Raw genomic sequence first — 19,474 nt, 5'->3', positions numbered from 1 at the left:
CGGCTTTGAGGAGAACAGCGCCAATGATGATCAGCGTTCCGGGCGTGCTGACGCCCGAGCAGGTAAGGGAGTGCCGCCAGCGGCTGGAGGCGGCCGCCTGGGCCGATGGCAAGCACACCGCCGGTTTCCAGTCGGCCATGGCCAAGGACAATCTGCAGCTGCCGGCGGATGAGCCGGCGGCGCGGGCGGTGGGTGAACTGATCCAGCAGGCGTTGGCGCGGCATCCGCTGTTTGTCGCCGCGGCGCTGCCGGCGCGGGTGTTTCCGCCGCTGTTCAATCTTTATCAGGGCGGCCAGTCCTTCGGGCTGCACGTGGACAATGCGCTACGGGCCCTGCCGGATGGCAGCGGCTATCTGCGTACCGACCTGTCGGCCACGCTGTTCCTGTGCGAGCCGGACACGTACGACGGCGGCGAGCTGGTGGTGGAAGACACCTATGGCGCCCACAGCGTCAAACTGGCGGCCGGCGACCTGATCCTCTATCCGGCCAGCAGCCTGCACCGGGTGCTGCCGGTCACCCGAGGCGCGCGGCTGTGTTCCTTCTTCTGGATCCAGAGCCTGGTGCGCGATGCCGGTCAGCGCAGTCAGCTGTTCGAACTCGACCAGGGCATCCAGCGGGCGGCCGCCGAGCTGGGGCAGGGCCATGAGGCCTGCCTGCAACTGACCGGCGTCTATCACAACCTCCTGCGACAATGGGCTCAGCCCTGATCCGCAGGGGCCTCTTCCAGCTGCACAGCCTGCTCGGGCTGGCAGCGGGCCTGGTGCTGGTGGTGCTGGGGGTGACGGGGGCGCTCTACAGCTTCCAGCTGGAGCTCTTGCAACTGCTCAATCCGCCATCGACCACCGCCGCTCCGGACCAGCGTCCGCTGACGCTGCCGGAGGTGCGGCAGCGTCTCGTGCCTGCAGATCGGGAGTTGAGCTTCGTTTCCAGCATGGCGGGGGAGGGCTACGGCCTGCTCGGTCTGGCACCGGCGAATGGTCAGGGCCGTGGCGAGGTGCAGCTGTTCGATCGCTACACCGGCGAGGTGCTGACGTCGCCCCGTGGCCAGGCGTTCTTTCGCCTGATCCTTGACCTGCACCGCTCCCTGGCCCTGGGACCGGTGGGCAAAGCCCTGACCGGCGCCGCCACCCTGATCCTGCTGGTGCTCTGTCTGTCCGGGCTGTACCTGCGCTGGCCGCGTCAGGTACGCCGCTGGCGCACCTGGCTGACCCTGGACTGGGCGCGCCGTGGGCGCAGTTTCCACTGGGACCTGCACGCCGTGGCGGGCACCTGGTGCCTGCTGCTCTATCTGCTGGCGGCGCTGACCGGTCTCTATTGGTCCTATGACTGGTACCGCGAGGCCAGCGAGCGCCTGCTCGGCGCCGCCCCGGAGCCCCAGACTGCGGGGGTGGTGGCGCGCCAGGACGTGGATCTGGACGCGCTCTGGCAGAGCTTTCGCGCAGAGACCGGTGGACGCATCGAGGGCTACGGCCTGCTGCTGCCCAATCCGGCGCGCAAGGTCAGGCATCCCACCCTCTGGTACCTGCCCGAGGATGCCGAGCACCTCCGCGCCCTCAATCGCATCGTCTTCGATGGGCAGGGGCGGGTGCTCGATCATCGCCGTTACCGCGAGCAGCCGCTGGGTGCCCGGCTGTTGCTCAGCGTCTACGCCCTGCATTCGGGGGAGTACTTCGGCCTGGCGGGCCGGATCGCCCTGCTGCTCGCCAGCCTGGCCATGCCGCTGTTCATGGTGACCGGGCTCTGGCTCTATCTGGATCGCCGGCGCAAACGCCGCCAGGCGCGCCAGGCGCAGAGCGGGCTCACACCGGCCGCGGCAGGGAACGCCGACTGGCTGATCGGCTATGCCAGCCAGAGTGGCCAGGGCGAGGCGCTGGCCTGGCAGGCCGCCGGCCAGCTGCAGGCGGCGGGGCTGAGCGCCGAGGTGGTCGCGCTCGGGCGTCTCTCGGTGGAGCGGCTGCAGCAGGCCACCCGGGCGCTGTTCGTCGTCGCCACCCACGGCGACGGCGAGGCCCCGGATGCCGCGCGTGGCTTCGAGCGGCGCATGCTGACCCAGGCGGCGACGCTGCCAAGTCTGAGCTATGGGGTGCTGGCCCTGGGCGACCGGCGCTATCCGGCCTACTGCGCCTTCGCCCGTCGGCTGGACGCCTGGCTGGCTGGGCAGGGCGCCCGATCACTGTTCGCCCCGGTGGAGGTGGACAATGGCGATCCCCTGGCGCTCGCCGTCTGGCAGGGGCAGTTGCAGTCCCTGGGCGCTGCGTGTGCCGAGCCACCACCCGAGCGTCCGCTGCAGTCCTGGCAGCTGGCGGCGGTGCAGCGGCTCAACGCCGGCAGCCCCGGCGGAGCTGCCTTCGAGCTGCAGCTGCGGCCACCGCCTGGAAGCCACTGGGCACCGGGTGACCTGCTGGAGATCGCGCCGCGCCAGCGCGCCGAGCGCGTTGCGGCCTGGCTGCAGCCCCTGGGCCTGGCCGCTGACAGCAGGGTCGAGATCGGGGGTGTGACGCTCACCTTGGCGACGGCTCTGGAAACCCGTCTGCTGCCGGAAGACCAGACCGCGCTGCCGGGCCTGGACGCCCAGGCCCTGGTCGACGCCCTGAAGCCGCTCGCCGTACGTCAGTACTCCATCGCCTCGCTGCCCGGCGAAGGCGCCTTGCGGTTATTGGTACGCCAGGAGCGCAAGGCGGATGGCCGCCTGGGCATCGCCTCCGGCTGGCTGACCACGGCGCTACGACCCGGTGACCAGGTACAGGCGCGGCTACGCGCCCATCCCGGCTTCCGGCCGCCGCTGGATGAGCGCCCACTTATCCTGATCGCCGCCGGTACCGGCCTGGCCGGGGTACGCCCGCTGCTGGCCGCCCGCATCGCCGCCGGACACCGGCGCAATTGGCTGCTGTTTGGCGAACGCACGGCGGCGCACGACGATTTCTATGGAGCGGAGCTGGATGCCTGGCAGGCGCAAGGCGAGCTGGCCCGGCTGGACCGGGTGTTCTCGCGGGACGGCGCCGGTTACGTGCAGGAGCGCCTGAGCGCGCAGGCGGACCTGCTGCTGGACTGGCTGGCGGCGGATGCCGTGATCATGGTCTGCGGCAGTCTGCAAGGGCTGGGGCGTGGCGTGCACGCCACCCTGCAGGGGCTGCTCGGCGAGGCCGAGGTCCAGCGGCTGTTGGAGGATGATCGCTACCGCCGCGATCTCTACTAGGCCCGGGCGATGCACCAGACGCCGGCGCCGATCAGCACCACGCCGGCCAGCTTGCCCAGGGTGACCGAGTCCTGACGAAAACCGGCCCAGCCGAAGTGATCCAGACTCAGGGACATGGCCAGCTGGCCGGCGATCACCAGCGCCATGAACAGGGTGGCGCCGATGCGCGGACCGGCAAAGGCGGCCATGGCGATAAAGAACATGCCCAGCAGACCGCCGCACCAGTGCCACCAGTGCAGCTCGCGCAAGGCCCCCAGGGTGGGGACACCGCGCTGCCAGAGCGTCAGGCCCAGCAGGGCCAGTAGCCCGACCAGGAAGGAAATGGACGCCGCGGCGAAGACACTGGACAGCTGGCGGGCCAGTTGACCGTTGATGCCGGCCTGCAGCGGCAGGCAGGCACCGGCGATGAAGGGCAGGACGAGCAGCCACCAGACGGGCATCGACAGGACTCCAGGCGAAAGGGGGCGCGCAGTATGCCCCAGGGTGGGGCGAAGCGGTCGAACCGGCGACCTTCGGTCAGGCTCCAAGGGCTATCGCATTCCGGAGCAACCGTCATGGCGTCACCCTTGGAGAAGCGCTTGCCGATCCGCGAGGAGCCGGGCCTGCAACGCTGGATCTGGCGCTGCGAGCGGCTGGGCTGGGTACTGCTGGCCCTGTTCGTGGCGCTGGCCCTGGCCGGGTTGTTCGCCAGTGGCGGGCCCTGGGCCAAGGCGACCCGAATCAGCGACGATGGCCAGCTCAGGGTCGACTACGAGCGTTTCCAGCGCCGCGGGGCAGCGGCGACCCTGACCCTGGAACTCGCGCCCGGCGTCAACCGCGTCGGCCTCGACGAACGCCTGGTGGTCGACTGGACGGTGGAAGCTCTCTATCCGCAGCCCCTGCGCATGACCAGTAGCGACGGGGTGCTCTGGTTGGAACTGGCCGGCGGTACGGGGTCGAATCGCGTGCACCTGGCGCTGCGTCCTGACGCCCTGGGCACGGTCGACTGGCGCATCCTGCGACCCGGCCAGCCACCCCTGGAACTCTCCGCCTTCGTCTATCCCTAGGAACTGCCATGGAATCCGTCCTGCGCGCCGCCGCGATCTACGTCTTCTTGCTGGTGCTCTTTCGCATCACCGGGCGCCGGGCGCTGTCGGAGATCACCACCTTCGATTTCGTCCTGCTGCTGGTGATCGGCGAGGCGACCCAGCAGGCGCTGTTGGGGGATGATTTTTCGGTGATCAACGCCTTCGTGGTGATCGCCACCCTGGTGCTGATCGACATCCTGCTTTCGCTGTTCAAGGAGCGCTCACCCAAGGTGGGGCGCTTTCTCGATGGCGTGCCGCTGATCGTAGTGGAGTACGGCAAGCCATTGACGGCGCGGCTGCGCAAGGCCCGCCTGACCGAAGAGGACATCCTCGAAGCGGCGCGGCAGAGTCAGGGGCTGGAGCGGCTGGAGCAGATCCGCTTCGCGGTGCTGGAGAAGAATGGGCAGATCTCGGTGATACCCGAGCCCGGAGCGAAGTAACGGAGAGGTGAAGGGCAGGAAGGGCAGGATGATCCTGCCCTTGGTCATGGTCTGAATGACGCCGGGTTACCGTTGGCCGCCACCACTGTTCTGACCGCCCTTGCGACCGGCCTCGGACGCTTTCTCGCGGTCATTGGCGAAACTGCCGCCGCTGTTCTGACCGCCCTTGCTGCCGGCTTCGGCGGCTTTCTCGCGATCATTGGCGAAGTTGCCTGGATTGGAATTCGATTGCTTGGTGGTCATGGTCGCTCTACCTCTCGTGGGAATGTAGTGCAGAACGCATTGCCTGCCCTGGTATGGAGGGGCGAACGTGGCAAGGTTTCCCGGTCGGAGGATGGGCGGTCGCTGGCCAGGGGCCACTGTCTGGACCGTATCTAGCTTTGGCCGAAGGCCTGTCCAACCTGGCCGCTGGGTTGCAAGGTGCGCCAGGTTTGCCCCGCCCGGAAAAGCCTGGGCGCAGCGGTGTCGCTGCGTCCAATTCCTGTGGCTATTGGCTTGTACGACGGATGGTGCCTGCGCTAGAAACCGTCGATGGGAATCTTCAGGTAGCGCCGGCCATTGGCCTCGGCCGGCGGCAGGGTGCCGGCACGGATGTTCACCTGGATCGCCGGCAGGATCAGGGTCGGCATGGACAGAGTAGCGTCGCGGCGGGTGCGCAGGGTGACGAAGGCGTCTTCGTCCACGCCATCGCGAACGTGGACATTGAGGGCGCGCTCTTCGCCCACGGTGGTCTCGTGGCGCGCTTCGCGGCCCGCTGGCGGATAGTCGTGGCACAGGTAGAGGCGGGTGGCCTCCGGCAGGGTCAGCAGGCGGCGGATCGAGCGATAGAGGTCACGGGCACTGCCACCGGGAAAGTCGCAACGGGCCGAGCCGACATCGGGCATGAACAGGGTGTCGCCGACGAAGACGTGCTCTTCTTCCACCTGATAGGCCATGTCGGCCGGGGTGTGGCCAGGCACATGCAGGGCGCGGGCGCTGAGGGCACCGATATGGAAGACCTCGTCGGGCTGGAACAGGTGATCGAACTGGGAGCCGTCGAGGCGAAACTCCGGCTCCAGGTTGAAGACGTCCTTGAAGGCACCCTGGACGCGGCGGATGCCTTCGCCGATGGCGATGCGGCCGCCCAGTTGCCGACGCAGATAGGGCGCGGCGGAAAGGTGGTCGGCGTGGGCGTGGGTTTCCAGCAGCCACTCCACCGTCAGCCCCTGGTCGCCTACGAAGCGAGCGACGCGATCCGCCGAGAGGGTGGCGGTGCGGCCCGAATGCGGATCGTAGTCCAGCACCGAGTCGACGATGGCGCAGCGACTGCCGGGCGCCTCGTAGATCACATAGGTGAAGGTGGACGTGGTGGCGTCGAAGAAGGGTTCGATGCGCGGAGTCATGACCAGGCCTCGTGAAGAGAAAGGACGTCCCACCTTAACACGGGGCCCTGCCGCTCCGTGGCGTGCCTCGTCGCCGCAGGGCGATCGTTCGGGTCCGCCTAGTACCGCGCCTGCTGCATCTCCCGTAGCCGGCTCAGGGTGCGGCGGAAAGGGAATTCCAGAAAGCCGCGGGTGTACAGCTGCTCCAGGGGCACGGCGGCGTTCAGGTAGAGCGGGCGGCGGCGGTCGTAGGCTTCGTCGACCAGGGCGATGAAGCGGCGCACGGCGTCGTCCTGGGGCGCCAGGCGCGGCAGTTCGCGGTCGCCGGCGAGGACCCGCGTCGCGCCGTCTTCGGTGCCGCGGGCGATGCGGCCTGCGCGGGGATCACCGGACAGGCAAGGCACGCCGCCCAGCAGCAGGGCAGGGAAGCGGGTGCAGAGATCGATGTAGTCGGTGGTCGCCCAGGCGCCCTGGCAGAGGGTGGCGAAGTCCAGCCAGATCGCCCCGGGTGCACGCTGGATAACCGGCAACAGGCGCTCGCCGAGGGCGAGGGGCTCATCGGTCGCGGCTTGGCCGACGGTGAGCTGGGCGAAGGTCGCGGCCAGGGCGGCGGTATCGTCCACCCAATAGCGTGGTTCGGCCTGGCCTTCATGCAGACGGTGGTCCTGGCCGCCGTCCACCTCCAGCACGTCCAGCTGCGCCTGGAGGGCGGCGATGGCCGGCAGCAGGCGCTCGCGATTGAAGCCGTCGGCATAGAGCTGCTCCGGCGGCTGGTTGGAGGTGACCACTAGCACCAGGCCCTGGTCCAGCAGGGCGCGCAGCAGGCCGCCTACCAGGATGGCGTCGCCGATGTCGCTGACGAAGAGTTCGTCGAAGCACAGCACCCGCACCTCGGCGGCCAGTTCCCGAGCCAGCACCTGCAGGGGATCGCGGGTGCCGGCCAGCTGGAACTGGCGCTGGTGCACCCAGCGCATGAAGTGATGGAAGTGCTGGCGGCGGGCGGGCACCGGCAGGTTGGCGTGGAACAGGTCCAGCAGCCAGGTCTTGCCGCGGCCGACCGGACCCCAGAGATAGAGACCGCGTGCCGGGCGGCCCGCCAGCAGCGCCGCATGGCAGGCTTCCAGCTGCTGGGCGGCGGCCTCCTGGGCGGTATCGGGCAGGCGGTCGCCCTGGGCCAGGGCCCGGTGGTAGGCGGCGAGGGGAGAGCGGGCATTGGACATGGCCGCCACTCTAGCGCCCGGGCCGGCAGCAGACCATGCCCCAGCGGAATGACATGAGTCCTTTATAGCGTTTGAAGGCCGGCCGCGGCGGTTCGATAGTGCGAGACGACGCTGCCGGACGCCGCCGGCACCTGCTTTCATCTCTGCCTGGAGCCCTGTCATGGCCGCCGCTTCCACCCTGCACCTCGCCCAATGCCTCGCCTCCGTGGGCGTCTCCGAGATCCTCAAGATCACCGAGCGGGCCAATGCCCTGCGCCGCCAGGGCGCCGATCTGCTGGTGCTGGGTGCGGGCGAGCCGGATTTCGATACCCCGGAGCACATCAAGGAGGCGGCGATCCAGGCCATCCGCGCCGGCCAGACCAAGTACACGGTGCTCGACGGCAGCCCGGCGCTCAAGGAGGCCATCCGCCGCAAGTTCGCCCGGGAGAACGACCTGGTGTTCGCCCAGGACGAGGTGACCGCCTCGGCCGGTGCCAAGCAGGTGATCTTCAATGCCATGATGGCGACCCTGGACGCGGGTGACGAGGTGATCATCCCCGCGCCCTTCTGGGTGACCTATGCCGACATCGTCACCATCCTCGGTGGCACGCCGGTGGTGCTGCCCTGCCGCGAGGAAGACGGCTTTCGCCTGACCGCCGCGGCCCTGGAGGCGGCCATCACCCCGCGTACCCGCTGGGTGATGCTCAACTCGCCGTCCAACCCTTCGGGGGCGGCCTATGGCGAGGAACACTATCGGCCGCTGCTGGAGGTGCTGCTGCGCCATCCGCAGGTCTGGCTGATGGTCGACGACATGTACGAGCACATCCTCTACGACGGCTTTCGCTTCGTCACCCCGGCGGCGCTGGAGCCACGGCTGCGCGAGCGGACCCTGACCATCAACGGCGTCTCCAAGGCCTACGCCATGACCGGTTGGCGGCTGGGCTATGCCGGGGGGCCGCGGGCGCTGATTCAGGCCATGGCCAGTGTGCAGAGCCAGGTGACCTCCTGCCCCTGCTCGGTCAGCCAGGCCGCGGCCATCGCCGCCCTGGATGGGCCGCAGGACATCGTGCGCGAGCGCTGCGAGATGTTTCACGAGCGGCGGGATCTGGTGGTGGATGCCTTGAATGCGGTGCCGGGTCTGTCGGCGCGGCGGCCCGAAGGGGCCTTCTATGTCTACGCCAGTTGCGCGGGGGTCTTGGGGCGGCGGACGCCGAACGGGGAGGTGATCGACAGCGATACGACCTTTGCCCGCTACCTCATGGACGAGGGCGGGGTGGCGGTGGTGCCAGGCTCAGCCTTTGGCCTGGCGCCTTACTTCCGGGTTTCCTACGCCACCTCGCGGGAGGTGCTGGAGGAAGCCTGCCGCCGGATCGCCGAGGCGACCCAGCGACTGCTGGTCTGATCAGCCGGCCGGCGGAGCGGGCGGCGCCAGCGGTTGGGCACCCGGCGCGACCGGCTGAACGCCAGGGGGCGGGGGCGGCGGCAGACGACCGGGACCGCGGGGCCCCGGCGGGGTGTCCAGGGCCTGCAGCGAGTTGGCATCGGTGCCCAGGGCGCTGACCCGGAAAGCACGGCCCTGGGCATTGGCCACCAGCTCGCCGCGAGCGGCGATGCTCTGACCAGGCTTGAGCAGGGCTTGCAGGCGCAGCGCTTCGTGGGGCGGCAGACGCAGGGCGGTGCCGTCCTGCAGCAGGGCGCCGTTCACGTTGCCACGGGGACCGTGCAGCAGCTGGACGATCTGGCCCTGGAGGCTGTCGTTATCGCGTTCGGCGCCCGGACGGGGCGGCGGCGGACGCGGTTTGCCGCTGCGCTCGGGGCCTTCGTCGGTGACTGTCTTGCCGGTCTGGACATTGGTCAGGGAGACCGCCTGGACCAGCGGCAGGCTGGCGGCGCGCAGGCCGGCGACGTTGATGCTGTCACCTGGCTTGAAGGTGGCGGCCAGTTGCTCGGACAGGTGCGGCGGGGTGTTGACCTCGGTGCCGTCGGCCAGGATCAGGCCGTCGATATCGCCCCGGGGATTGAGAAGGAACTGCTTGAGCTGGCCCTGCTGGGTGGGAATCTGGGCGCTGGCAGCGGTGGTGGTGATGGCGGCGGGCGCGGTCTGTGCTAGGACGAGGCCGCTGACGGACAGCAGGGCGAAGGTCCCGATCACGAGGGTTTGGGTATTGGTAGGCATGGATGACTCCTGCGGTGGTTGACGATCAGGCTATTGCAGGGCCTGGGCCAGCTTTTATTTTCGTTATTAATCAAATATTTGCGATTTTTAGCGGCTATCCGGGCGAGGCATTGCGTCCGGCTCGCGGACAGTCCTGTCGGCAAAGCGGACAGCCTAGGCGGGGCTGTCGTCTTCACCGACACCCAGGCCCAGCCGGCTCAACTTGGTATAGAGCAGCTGGCGATGTATCCCCAGGCGCCGCGCTGCTTCGGCGCGATTACCGCCGCTGCGTTGCAGGGCCCGCTCGATCAGCAGGCGTTCCAGGCGCGCGGTGGCTTCGGCCAGAGTCTCTTCCGGCCAGCTGGCGTCTATGGCTACCGCATCCGGGGTCTCGCCCTGCAGAAAGGCCAGGTCGACGGCGACGATGCGCTCGCCCTGAGCCAGAGTAGCGGCGCGCTGGATGGCGTTGCGCAATTCCCGCACGTTGCCTGGCCAGGGGTGGCGCAGGAGCAGGGCGGCGGCATCGTCCGCCAGCACCCGGCCACTGGGTGCGAGGAAGTGCTCGGCCAGGGGCAGGATGTCGGCACGGCGCTCGCGCAGGGCCGGCAGGTGGATGGGCACCACGTGCAGGCGATAGAAGAGGTCTTCGCGGAAGTCGCCACTGGCGACACGCTGGGCCAGGTCGCGGTGGGTGGCCGCCACCAGCCGCACGTCCAGGCGCACCGGTGCGCCACCCACCGGGGTCACCTCGCGTTCCTGCAGGGCGCGGAGGATCTTGGCCTGCATCGGCAGCGGCATGTCGCCGATCTCATCGAGAAAGAGGGTGCCGCCCTGGGCCTCGCGAAAGGCGCCGAGGCGATTGGCGGTGGCTCCGCTGAAGGCCCCGCGCACGTGGCCGAAGAGTTCGCTTTCCAGCAGGTCCGGCGGGATGGCCGCGCAGTTGACCGCCACGAAGGGCGCGCCGCGTCGCTTGCCGTGCTCGTGGATGGCGCGGGCCACCAGTTCTTTGCCGGTGCCGGTCTCGCCGGTGACCAGTACCGTGGCCTCGCTGTCCACCAGGCGGCCGATGGTCTTCTGCACCTGGCGCAGGGCATCGCTGCCGCCCACCAAGGTATGGCTTTCGACCGAGGCTGGCGGTGCGCTGGCGGGGCCGCGCTGGGCAGTCATCCCGGCCAGTACCCGGATCAGGTCATCGCGGCCGATGGGCTTGGTGAGGTGGTCGAAGGCGCCCAGACGCATGGCCTCGATGGTATTGCCGGCGCTGGCGAAGGCGGTGAGCACCGTGACCGCCGGCGGCTCGGGGAGAGCGCGAATGCGCGCCAGTACCTCCAGGCCATCCAGCCCGGGCATGCGCAGGTCGAGCAGCACGGCGTCCACCGTCTGCCGGTCGAGCAGCGCCAGCCCCGCTTCGCCTTGATCCGCCTGCAGCACCCGGTAGCCCTGATCAGCGGCGGTTTCCGCCAGGGCGTCGCGCAGACCGGCGTCGTCGTCGATGATCAGCAGGGTTGGCATGGCAATAGGATCTCGAAACGGGTGGAGGGGGAGGGTTCGACCAGGCGCGCCTCGCCGCCATGGGCGCGGGCGGTTTCGCGGACCAGGGCCAGCCCAAGGCCGGTGCCTTCGGGGCGACCGGTGACGAAGGGTTCGAAGAGCTGCCCGCGCAGTTCGGCAGGCGGCCCCTGGCCTTCGTCTTCCACCGCCAGCAGCAGCCAGTCGTCGCGCCGGCTGACGTCCAGGCGGATCTCGCTATCGGCCGGAGCGGCCTGCACGGCATTGAGTAGTAGGTTGTCCAGGGCACGACCCAGGGCGTCGCGGTCGAAACAGCCTTGATCGACGGCCACCCGGGCGACCAGGCGGATGCCACGCTGGCCCGCCTGTTCTTCGTGACTGGCCAGCACCTCGCGGCAGAGGGCCGGGAGATCGACGGCAGTCGGTTGCAACTGCGGCGGCTGGGTGAGATCGAGCAGGCGGCGCAGCAGGCTGTCCAGGCGGGCGATCTGCGGCAGGATGGCGTCCAGGGCGCGCCGCTGGCGCTCGGCATCGCCGGCCAGGGCGTTCTCGGCCTTGAGCCGCATGGCGGCCAGGGGGTTGCGGATTTCATGGGCGACCCCGGCGGCCACCCGGCCCAGCGCCGCCAGCCGCTCGCTGGCGTGGACCTGATTAGTCAGGCGCTGGGCTTCGGCGCGGGCCTGGGCCAGGCGCTGGCCGGCCTGGTTGAGCGCGGCGAGCACCCGGTCCAGCTCCCGTTCACCGGTAAGGTCGAGGGTGGGCAGGTCATGACTGGCGCTCGCCCCGAGATCGCGCTCGACCCGGGTGACATGCCGCGACCACTGCCAGGTGAGCCGGCCAAGCAGCAGGGTGGCTGCCAGCATGGCCAGCAGCAAAAGGCCCAGGCCCAGTTTCAGCTGGCGCTGGCCGCTGCCCTCGGTAAAGGTCAGGCGGGTCAGGGTCCAGGCGGCGAGATCAGGGATGGGGCCGGACAGCGGACAGGCCGCCATCAGCACGGTGGCGCCGTCGACGCTGTAGCTGTCGCTCAGGCTGCGCGCCTCGGCCAGGGCGGCGGCGGCGAGATCGGCCAGATGCCGGCGCTCGGCATCGGTCAAGCTGAAGGGACTGGCGTCGGCCAGCATCCCCGCCTGCTCCTGCCAGAGACCGCCGCCCATGCCGCGATAGCGCAGCAGGGCGACGCTGGCCACGCCGGTGAGGCCTTGGCGCAGCGCCGGATCGGCGAGGCCGGCGGTGGGGCCGGACCAGCCGTTGCTGTAGAAGCGATAGCTGCTGGCGATGACCTGGCAGGCCTGCTCGGCTTCCACCGTGGCCTGGCCGAGCTGGGCGCTTTCCGACTGGCGCAGCAGCAGGATCATCAGCCAGCCGACCCCGACGGCCATGCCGCCGAGCATCAGCAGCAGCGCGATCAGACGGCTGCGCAGCGATCCGAACATGGGCATTCTCTTCCAGGCCTTGGCCTGGATAGAGTGCCATACCCCGGCGGAGTTCGAGTGCCAGAGCGGGTGTCAGCCACGCCGGCCGAATTCCGCTTCCTGCGCTGTCCAGCCGGCCACCCTTTCGCTGAGGGACAGGCCCAGGCCTGGGCGGGTCGGTACCAGCATCCGGCCGTCACGGGTTTCCAGGCGTTCGTTGAACAACGGCTCCAGCCATTCGAAATGCTCCACCCAGGGTTCGGTGGGGTAGGTGGCGGCCAGATGCACGTGCAATTCCATGGCGAAGTGCGGCGCCAGCATCAGTCCAGCCTGTTCGGCCAAGGCGGCCACCTTGAGAAAGGGGGTGATGCCGCCAACCCGCGGGGCATCGGGCATCAGGAAGTCGGCGCCGCGCAGGCGAATGAATTCCTGATGCTCGGCCACGCTGGTCAGCATCTCGCCGGTGGCGATGGGCGTGTCGAAGGTGGCGGCCAGGGCAGCGTGGCCTTCGGCGTCGTAGCAGTCCAGCGGCTCTTCTATCCAGATCAGGTCGAATTCCTCGAAGCGGCGGCACATCCGTTGGGCGGTGGGTCTGTCCCACTGCTGGTTGGCGTCCACCATCAGCGGAAAGCTGTTGCCCAGGTGCCGCCGGACGCGGGCGACGCGCTCCAGGTCCACCGTCCAGTCCGGCTGGCCGACCTTGAGCTTGATGCCGCCGATGCCCTGCTCGCGGGAGCGGTCGGTGTTTTCCAGCAACTGCTCCAGCGGCGTGTGCAGGAAGCCACCGGAGGTGTTGTAGCAGCGCACCGAATCACGCTGGGCGCCAAGCAGCCGCGCCAGGGACAGGTTGGCTCGACGCGCCTTGAGATCCCACAGGGCCACATCGAAGGCGCCGATGGCCTGGGTAGCGAGGCCGCTGCGACCCACCGAGGCACCGGCCCAGCAGAGCTTGGTCCAGAGTTTCTGGATGTCGCTGGGATTTTCGTCTAGCAGCACTGGGGCGATTTCCCGGGCATGGGCGAACTGCCCGGGGCCGCCGGCGCGCTTGGCGTAGCTGAAGCCCAGGCCGCGCTGGCCGTCGCGGGTCTCGATTTCGACGAAGAGGATGGCGATCTCGGTCATTGGCTTCTGCCGGCCGGTGAGCACCTTGGCGTCACTGATGGGATTGGCCAGCGGCAGGAATACGGAAGACAGGCGGACCCAGGCGATGCGGTCCTGGTCGGCGCTGCAGGAAGTATCGGGCATGGCGGAAATCTCCAGGGTGGGGATCAGGTACGAGTGGAAGGCAGGGCGGCAGTGGCTGGCGGCTCATCGTTAAGTCCGCCCAGGTCCCTGCGCTTGACGGGTGCGGCGCCAGCGGTAGAGGTGCGCATTGTTGTTGTCCTTTTTCAGCGGCTAGACCGTCGACGAGGTCGGCACCTGCTGGAGGACGCTAAGCTGATTACGCAATCATTCAAGCGCTAGCGCGTGCTCTGACGCAGCACCAGTTCGAAGCCGGTATCCAGCCGCAGCGGTGCTTCTGTGCCAGCCAGGCGGGCGAGCAGGGCCGCGGCGGCGCAGGTACCCATCTCGGTGCCGCGCACGTCCACGGTACTCAACGCCGGGATCAGGTGGGCGGCGCTGGCCAGGTTGCCGAAGCCCATCACGGCCAGGTCGTCTGGGACCCGCAGGTTGCGGGCATGTGCCTCGGCTAGCACGCCATGGGCCAGGGTGTCGGAACTGCAGACCACCACCTCCGGGTGTTCGCCGGCAGCGAGCAGGCGAGCCAGGCCCTCGCGCCCCAGCACCGGCGTGGCCGGTGGCGGCAGGCTGACCTCGGGCGGCGTGCCTAGTCCCTGGCGGGCCAGTTCGGCACGGAAGGCATCGCGGCGCAGGCGTCCCCGTGGATCATCCAGGGTCAGGCTCGCGAAGCGGCGATAGCCGCGCTCCAGCAGTTGTGCGGCGATGGCGCAGCCCACCGCCGCATGGGAGAAACCCACCAGCATGTCCAGCGGCCGCTCGCCTTGGTCCCAGCATTCCACCAGTGGGATACCGGCCTGGGAAAGGCGCAGGCGGCTGGCTGCCGTGTGCAGGGTGCCGGTCAGTACCATGGCATCGGGACGGCGGCGCAGCAGCGTGTCCAGCAACTGCTCCTCACGCTCCGCGGAATAGTCGGTCAGGCCCAGCAGGGTCTGGTGGCCGGCTTCGGTCAAGGTCTGCATGAGCGCCTGCACGGTGTCGGCGAAGATGGAGTTGACGATGGTGGGTACCAGGATGGCGATCAGCCGGCTCTCCTGGGGCGCGCTGCCGGCGGTGAGCATGGCCGGCTGGTAGCCGCTCTCGCGTACCGCGCGAAAGACCTTTTCGCGCAGCGCCGGACGGACGATCTCCGGCTGGTTGAGGGTACGCGAAACGGTGATCGGCGAGACTCCGGCCAGGCGGGCCACGTCCTTGAGGGTCGGCGGCTTGCCATCGGGACGGCCCCTCCAGGGCAGGGTGCTGCGATCGCTGGACAAGGGAGATCTCCACGACAGGCGAGGGAAAGCGGGATTCTGCCAAGTCGTACGATGACCCTCAAGGCGGACGAGCCACAAACGTACAAGCCAGGGCAGGGCGCGCTGGCTAGCCTGGGCCTCTCCCTAAAACTCCGGCAGGTGCCCCTTGGAAATCGTCCTCTTTGCCCTGAGCGTCATGTACAGCCCTGGCCCGGTCAACGCCCTGGGCCTAAACGCCGGTCTGCAGGGCCAGGCCCGGCGCGCCCTGGGTTTCCATCTCGGCGTTGGCTGCGCCATGCTGCTGCTGTTTCTCGGCCTGGGTTATGGCGGTGCTGCCCTAGTGTCTGCCCGGGTGCTGCCGTGGCTGGCCCTGGGCGGCGGCGCCTACAGCCTGTACCTGGGCTATCGTCTCGCCAGGGCGACACCGACGGTCGCGACCGACGCCGAGGGGGCGCAGGGTGCGCGGCTGAGCTTTCTGGGCGGACTGCTGATGCAGGGACTCAATCCCAAGGGTTGGCTGGCCGTGCTGCCCATCGCCACGGTGATGTTTCCGGCGGCCCAGGTGACCGGCGCCAAGATCGCCCTTTGCTCGCTGCCGCTGGCCATTGCCGCTGGCGGAGCGCCGGCTTGCTATGCGCTGCTGGGCAGCCTGCTGGGTCGCACCCTGCTGCGCGGACGGGGCCTGCGCTGGGTGAATCGGCTGCTGGGGTTGAGCCTGGTAGGCTGTGCCCTGCTGCTGTTCCACGATGCCTACCGCGACCTGCTCAGCTGATCGCCGCCCGGGAGGTTGGCCATGACTTCGACATCCGCCCTGCCTTCGCCCCGCGACTGGGTCCGGCATACCCCGCTGGATGACCGCCTGGAATCCATCGAGGCCTTTTTCAGCGGTCATGCCTTCGATCCCCATCGCCATGCGACCTATGCCATCGGGCGTACCCTGGCCGGGGTGCAGAGCTTTTCCTATCGCGGTGCCAAGGCCAGCAGCCTGCCGGGCGAGACCATGGTCTTTCACCCGGACGAGGTCCACGATGGCCGCGCCGGTGCCGCCTGCGGCTTTCGCTATCGGATGCTCTATGTACCGCCGGCCCTGGTGCAGGACATCCTCGGCGGGCGGCCCTTGCCCTTCCACCGCGAGGGCGTTTCCCTGGATCCACGGCTGGCGCGGGCCACCGATGCGGTGTTCGCCACCCTTGACGAGCATGCCGATGCCCTGGGGCGCGACGATGCCCTCTATGGCCTGGTCGCCACTCTCGCCGAGGTCTGCCAGACCTGGCCCAGTCGCGGGCGGGTGGATTTCGCCGCCGCGCTGCGGGCGCGTGAATACCTGGAGGACCATTTCGACCAGGCCGTCTCCCTAGATGATCTGGCCCGCTGCGCTGGCCGAGATCGCTGGAGTCTGACGCGGGATTTCCGCGCCTACTTCGGCACCAGTCCCCATCGCTACCTGACCCTGCGCCGCCTCGATCGGGTCCGGCTGCAGGTACGTCTGGGTCGAGGGCTGGCCGAGGCCGCCGTGGCGGCAGGTTTCTACGACCAGAGTCACATGACGAAACATTTCCGTCAGGCCTTCGGAATGGCTCCAGCCCGCTGGTTTCGTGAGCTGGCCAGACCGCCCGTCGCGTCTGCTACGGATAGTGCACCCGGCCATTAGCGCCGCAACGATTACGACGGTCTCGTTCAGCGGCATGCACTGTTCAATGGGCGCCGCCAGCGAAACGATCAGGGCCGAGGACAGTCAACCTGTGCGCACTTCATAAACAGGAGCCCCTCTATGACCGGCCAGGGAGAATCTGCCGCTCGTCCCACCTTCAGTCCTCCGGTCTTCTGGACCTCGACGCTGCTGCTACTGGTGCTGGTGCTCTATGCCAGTCTGTTCCAGGCCAATGCCCAATGGCTGTTCGCCGCCATCCAGGGCTGGATCATCACCAACCTCAGCTGGTTCTACATCCTCGCCGTGGCCATCATCCTCGGCACCGTGGTGTTTCTCGGCATGAGTCGCTATGGCGACATCAAGCTCGGCCCGGACCACAGCGAACCGGACTACGCCAACACCACCTGGTTCGCCATGCTGTTTTCCGCCGGCATGGGTATCGGCCTGATGTTCTTCGGTGTCGCCGAGCCGGTGATGCACTTTCTCAATCCGCCCTATGCCGATGGCCAGACGGTGGACGCCGCCCGCCAGGCCATGCGCATCACCTTCTTTCACTGGGGCCTGCACGCCTGGTCGATCTACGCCATCGTCGCCCTGATCCTGGCCTACTTCAGCTACCGTCACGGCCTGCCGCTGACCCTGAGATCGGCGCTCTATCCCCTGATCGGCGAGCGCATCTACGGACCTATCGGCCACGCCGTGGACATCTTCGCCATCATCGGCACCGTGCTGGGCGTCGCCACCTCCCTGGGCTTTGGCGTGTCGCAGATCAACACCGGCCTGAACGTGCTGTTCGGCGTACCGGTGTCCACCCCGGTGCAGATCGGTCTGATCGTGATCACCACGGCGCTGGCCACCCTGTCGGTGGTCTCCGGCCTGGACAAGGGTGTACGGCGCCTGTCGGAACTCAACCTGGGCCTGGCGGTGCTGTTGATGCTCACCGTGATCATCCTCGGCCCCACGGTGCTGATCCTGCAGACCTTCGTCGAGAACACCGGCGGCTACCTCAGCGAGATCGTCAGCCGCACCCTCAACCTCAACGCCTATCGACCCACCGACTGGATCGGCGGCTGGACGCTGTTCTACTGGGGCTGGTGGCTGGCCTGGTCGCCCTTCGTCGGGCTGTTCATCGCCCGCATCTCCCGCGGGCGGACCATCCGCGAATTCGTCTCCGGCGTGCTGCTGGTACCGGCCGGGTTCACCCTGCTGTGGATGACGGTGTTCGGCAACACGGCGATCCACATGATCCTCACCGAGGGCATCACCGATCTGGCCGCCGCGGTATCCCAGGACAGCTCCCTGGCGCTGTTCGCCTTTCTCGAACACTTCCCCTTCGCCAGCGTGATTTCCATGGTGGCCATCGTCATGGTGGTGGTGTTCTTCGTCACCTCGGCCGATTCCGGCGCTATGGTGGTGGACATGCTGGCTTCCGGTGGCCAGGACCAGACGCCGGTCTGGCAGCGGGTGTTCTGGGGCGCCAGCATGGGCCTGGTGGCCATCGCGTTGCTGCTGGCCGATGGCCTGAAAGCCTTGCAGACCGCCACCATCGCCAGTGCGCTGCCGTTCACCATCGCCCTGCTGTTCAGCATGCACGGCCTGCTCAAGGCTCTCAAGCTGGACGCCACCAAGCGTGGCCTGCGCCATCAGTCGCTGAGTCTCACTCCGCCCACCACCCGCACGCCGGGTGGCTGGCAGCGGCGCCTGCGCGGCCTGGCGATGTTTCCCCGGCGCAGCCACGTGGTGCGCTTCATCGGCGAGGTCGCCAAGCCGGCCTGCCTGGCGGTGGCCGAGGAATGGCGCAAGCAGGGCTACGTCTGCGGTGTGGAAGACCGTGACGATGGTGGGGTGCGGCTGTACATCGGTCCGGCCGAGCAGCCCGAGTTCGTCTATCAGGTAAGACCCCATGCCTATGCCATGCCCAGTTTCGTCATGGGCAGCGAGCCGGGGGAGGAGCGCAAGTACTTCCGCGCCCAGGTCTATCTGCGCGAGGGCGGTCAGGACCATGACGTCATGGGCTGGTCGCGCGAGGACGTCATCGGCGACATCCTCGACCAGTACGAACGCCACATGCACTTCCTGCATCTGGTGGGCTGAAACGCGAACCGGGCCTTGCGCCCGGTCCGCCGATACCCGAAGACCGCTGCCGACCCGGCAGCGGTCTTTTTCTATTTCACCCGGAAACGCCGGACCACGGCGATCAACTGCTCGTTGGACGACTGCACCGCCGCGGTGCTCTCGGCGGTGCGCTGACCGCTGGTGACCAGGTCGTCGACCATGTGGCGCACGGCGACCATGTTCTGGTTGATCTCGCCGGCCACCACACTCTGCTCTTCGGCCGCCGCGGCGATCTGGGTCGACAGGTCGCTGATGCGCACCACCGAGCCGTTCATCTCGTCCAGGCCGGAGGTGACCTCGCGGGTCTTTTCGGCGGTGCTCTGGCAGCTGCTCTTGGTCACTTCCATGGCCGCCACGGCGGAGCTCACGCCCTGCTGCAGCCGGCCGAGCATCTCGTTGATCTCGGCGGTGCTCTGCTGGGTACGGCCGGCCAGGGCGCGCACCTCGTCGGCCACCACCGCGAAGCCCCGACCCTGCTCACCGGCCCGGGCCGCCTCGATGGCGGCGTTGAGCGCCAGCAGGTTGGTCTGGCCGGCGATCTCGCCGATCACCCCGAGCACATCGTTGATGCGCTGGGCGTCGCTCTGCATGGCCTGCACCTTGAGGGTGGCGTCTTCCACCTGGTCCACCAGGGCCAGGACGCTGGCCGAGGCCTGCTGGACCACCGCGCGGGAACGCTCGGCCTGGCCATTGGCGGCCTGGGTGAGGGTGGCGGTGTCGCTGGCGCTGCGTGCCACGGAATCGGAGGTGGCGCTCATCTCGGTGATGGCGGTCACCGCCTGGTCGGTCTCGCTGGCATGCCGGGCCAGGATGGCGCCGTTCTGCTGGGCCTGGCCATGGAGCTGCTTGAGGCCGGTATCGATGCGGTCGGTGGCGTCGCCCACCTCGCCGATCA

General features: G+C 68.6%; 16 protein-coding genes and 2 pseudogenes. 8 read left to right on the top strand and 10 right to left on the bottom strand.

The window, feature by feature from the left end; genetic code table 11:
- Positions 1–23 precede the first annotated feature (23 nt).
- Entirely contained in the window at positions 24–707 is a 684-nt protein-coding gene (locus LRS53_RS16980) for a Fe2+-dependent dioxygenase (RefSeq protein WP_160923661.1), read from the top strand.
- The gene (locus tag LRS53_RS16975; RefSeq protein ID WP_231356674.1) at positions 692–3,196 is read left to right on the top strand and encodes a sulfite reductase flavoprotein subunit alpha; all 2,505 of its coding nucleotides are present in this window, start codon (positions 692–694) and stop codon (positions 3,194–3,196) included. Before LRS53_RS16980 ends, LRS53_RS16975 begins: the two co-directional genes overlap by 16 nt.
- Here LRS53_RS16975 and LRS53_RS16970 read toward each other — a convergent pair.
- Positions 3,193–3,642: a DMT family transporter gene (locus tag LRS53_RS16970; RefSeq protein ID WP_231356816.1), complete on the bottom strand. Its 450-nt coding sequence runs from the start codon at positions 3,640–3,642 to the stop codon at positions 3,193–3,195. The genes LRS53_RS16975 and LRS53_RS16970 overlap by 4 nt on opposite strands.
- Before the next feature lie 108 nt (positions 3,643–3,750).
- On the opposite strand from LRS53_RS16970, the gene LRS53_RS16965 reads away from it, so the two are divergent.
- Positions 3,751–4,242: a hypothetical protein gene (locus tag LRS53_RS16965; protein ID WP_184291632.1), complete on the top strand. Its 492-nt coding sequence runs from the start codon at positions 3,751–3,753 to the stop codon at positions 4,240–4,242.
- An 8-nt stretch (positions 4,243–4,250) separates the two neighbouring features.
- Positions 4,251–4,703: a DUF421 domain-containing protein gene (locus LRS53_RS16960; RefSeq protein ID WP_017642480.1), complete on the top strand. Its 453-nt coding sequence runs from the start codon at positions 4,251–4,253 to the stop codon at positions 4,701–4,703.
- Positions 4,704–4,769: 66 nt separating this feature from the next.
- Here LRS53_RS16960 and LRS53_RS16955 read toward each other — a convergent pair.
- The 3 genes and pseudogenes from LRS53_RS16955 to zapE form a co-directional block, all read right to left on the bottom strand.
- Positions 4,770–4,919, bottom strand: a pseudogene (locus tag LRS53_RS16955) (general stress protein); the annotation flags it as partial.
- A gap of 302 nt (positions 4,920–5,221) precedes the next feature.
- Positions 5,222–6,085, bottom strand: a complete 864-nt coding sequence (locus LRS53_RS16950; RefSeq protein ID WP_231356673.1) for an MBL fold metallo-hydrolase — start codon at positions 6,083–6,085, stop codon at positions 5,222–5,224.
- Positions 6,086–6,183: 98 nt separating this feature from the next.
- Positions 6,184–7,284, bottom strand: coding sequence for a cell division protein ZapE (gene zapE, locus LRS53_RS16945; RefSeq protein ID WP_231356672.1), 1,101 nt, complete (start codon positions 7,282–7,284; stop codon positions 6,184–6,186).
- A gap of 160 nt (positions 7,285–7,444) precedes the next feature.
- Between zapE and LRS53_RS16940 the strand changes: the two genes are divergently transcribed.
- Entirely contained in the window at positions 7,445–8,665 is a 1,221-nt protein-coding gene (locus LRS53_RS16940) for a pyridoxal phosphate-dependent aminotransferase (RefSeq protein WP_231356671.1), read from the top strand.
- Here the strand turns inward: LRS53_RS16940 and LRS53_RS16935 are convergent, their stop codons facing one another.
- The 5 genes from LRS53_RS16935 to LRS53_RS16915 form a co-directional block, all read right to left on the bottom strand.
- On the bottom strand, positions 8,666–9,439 hold the full coding sequence (locus LRS53_RS16935; protein ID WP_231356670.1) for a hypothetical protein: 774 nt from the start codon (positions 9,437–9,439) through the stop codon (positions 8,666–8,668). It abuts the gene before it with no gap.
- A gap of 153 nt (positions 9,440–9,592) precedes the next feature.
- Positions 9,593–10,930 carry a sigma-54-dependent transcriptional regulator gene (locus tag LRS53_RS16930; RefSeq protein ID WP_231356669.1) on the bottom strand — a complete coding sequence of 446 codons (1,338 nt, stop codon included), beginning with the start codon at positions 10,928–10,930 and terminating at the stop codon, positions 9,593–9,595.
- On the bottom strand, positions 10,915–12,360 hold the full coding sequence (locus tag LRS53_RS16925; RefSeq protein ID WP_231356668.1) for a sensor histidine kinase: 1,446 nt from the start codon (positions 12,358–12,360) through the stop codon (positions 10,915–10,917). Before LRS53_RS16925 ends, LRS53_RS16930 begins: the two co-directional genes overlap by 16 nt.
- Positions 12,361–12,432: 72 nt before the next feature.
- Entirely contained in the window at positions 12,433–13,584 is a 1,152-nt protein-coding gene (locus LRS53_RS16920; RefSeq protein ID WP_231356667.1) for an L-talarate/galactarate dehydratase, read from the bottom strand.
- A 215-nt stretch (positions 13,585–13,799) separates the two neighbouring features.
- Positions 13,800–14,834, bottom strand: coding sequence for a LacI family DNA-binding transcriptional regulator (locus LRS53_RS16915; RefSeq protein WP_231356666.1), 1,035 nt, complete (start codon positions 14,832–14,834; stop codon positions 13,800–13,802).
- A 145-nt stretch (positions 14,835–14,979) separates the two neighbouring features.
- Between LRS53_RS16915 and LRS53_RS16910 the strand changes: the two genes are divergently transcribed.
- From LRS53_RS16910 to LRS53_RS16900, 3 genes are all read left to right on the top strand, one after another.
- On the top strand, positions 14,980–15,585 hold the full coding sequence (locus LRS53_RS16910) for a LysE family translocator (RefSeq protein WP_231356665.1): 606 nt from the start codon (positions 14,980–14,982) through the stop codon (positions 15,583–15,585).
- Between the two features lie 21 nt (positions 15,586–15,606).
- Entirely contained in the window at positions 15,607–16,464 is an 858-nt protein-coding gene (locus tag LRS53_RS16905) for an AraC family transcriptional regulator (protein ID WP_231356664.1), read from the top strand.
- A gap of 120 nt (positions 16,465–16,584) precedes the next feature.
- The gene (locus tag LRS53_RS16900; protein ID WP_184291614.1) at positions 16,585–18,558 is read left to right on the top strand and encodes a BCCT family transporter; all 1,974 of its coding nucleotides are present in this window, start codon (positions 16,585–16,587) and stop codon (positions 18,556–18,558) included.
- 71 nt (positions 18,559–18,629) lie between these two features.
- Here the strand turns inward: LRS53_RS16900 and LRS53_RS24015 are convergent.
- Positions 18,630–19,202: pseudogene (locus LRS53_RS24015) on the bottom strand (methyl-accepting chemotaxis protein); the annotation flags it as partial.
- Positions 19,203–19,474 lie beyond the last annotated feature (272 nt).

Source organism: Pseudomonas sp. PLB05, from assembly GCF_021106615.1.
Lineage (GTDB): Bacteria > Pseudomonadota > Gammaproteobacteria > Pseudomonadales > Pseudomonadaceae > Chryseomonas > Chryseomonas benzopyrenica.
The sequence above is the reverse complement of the archived record's forward strand: the minus strand, read 5'-3'. Positions and strand labels throughout refer to the sequence as shown.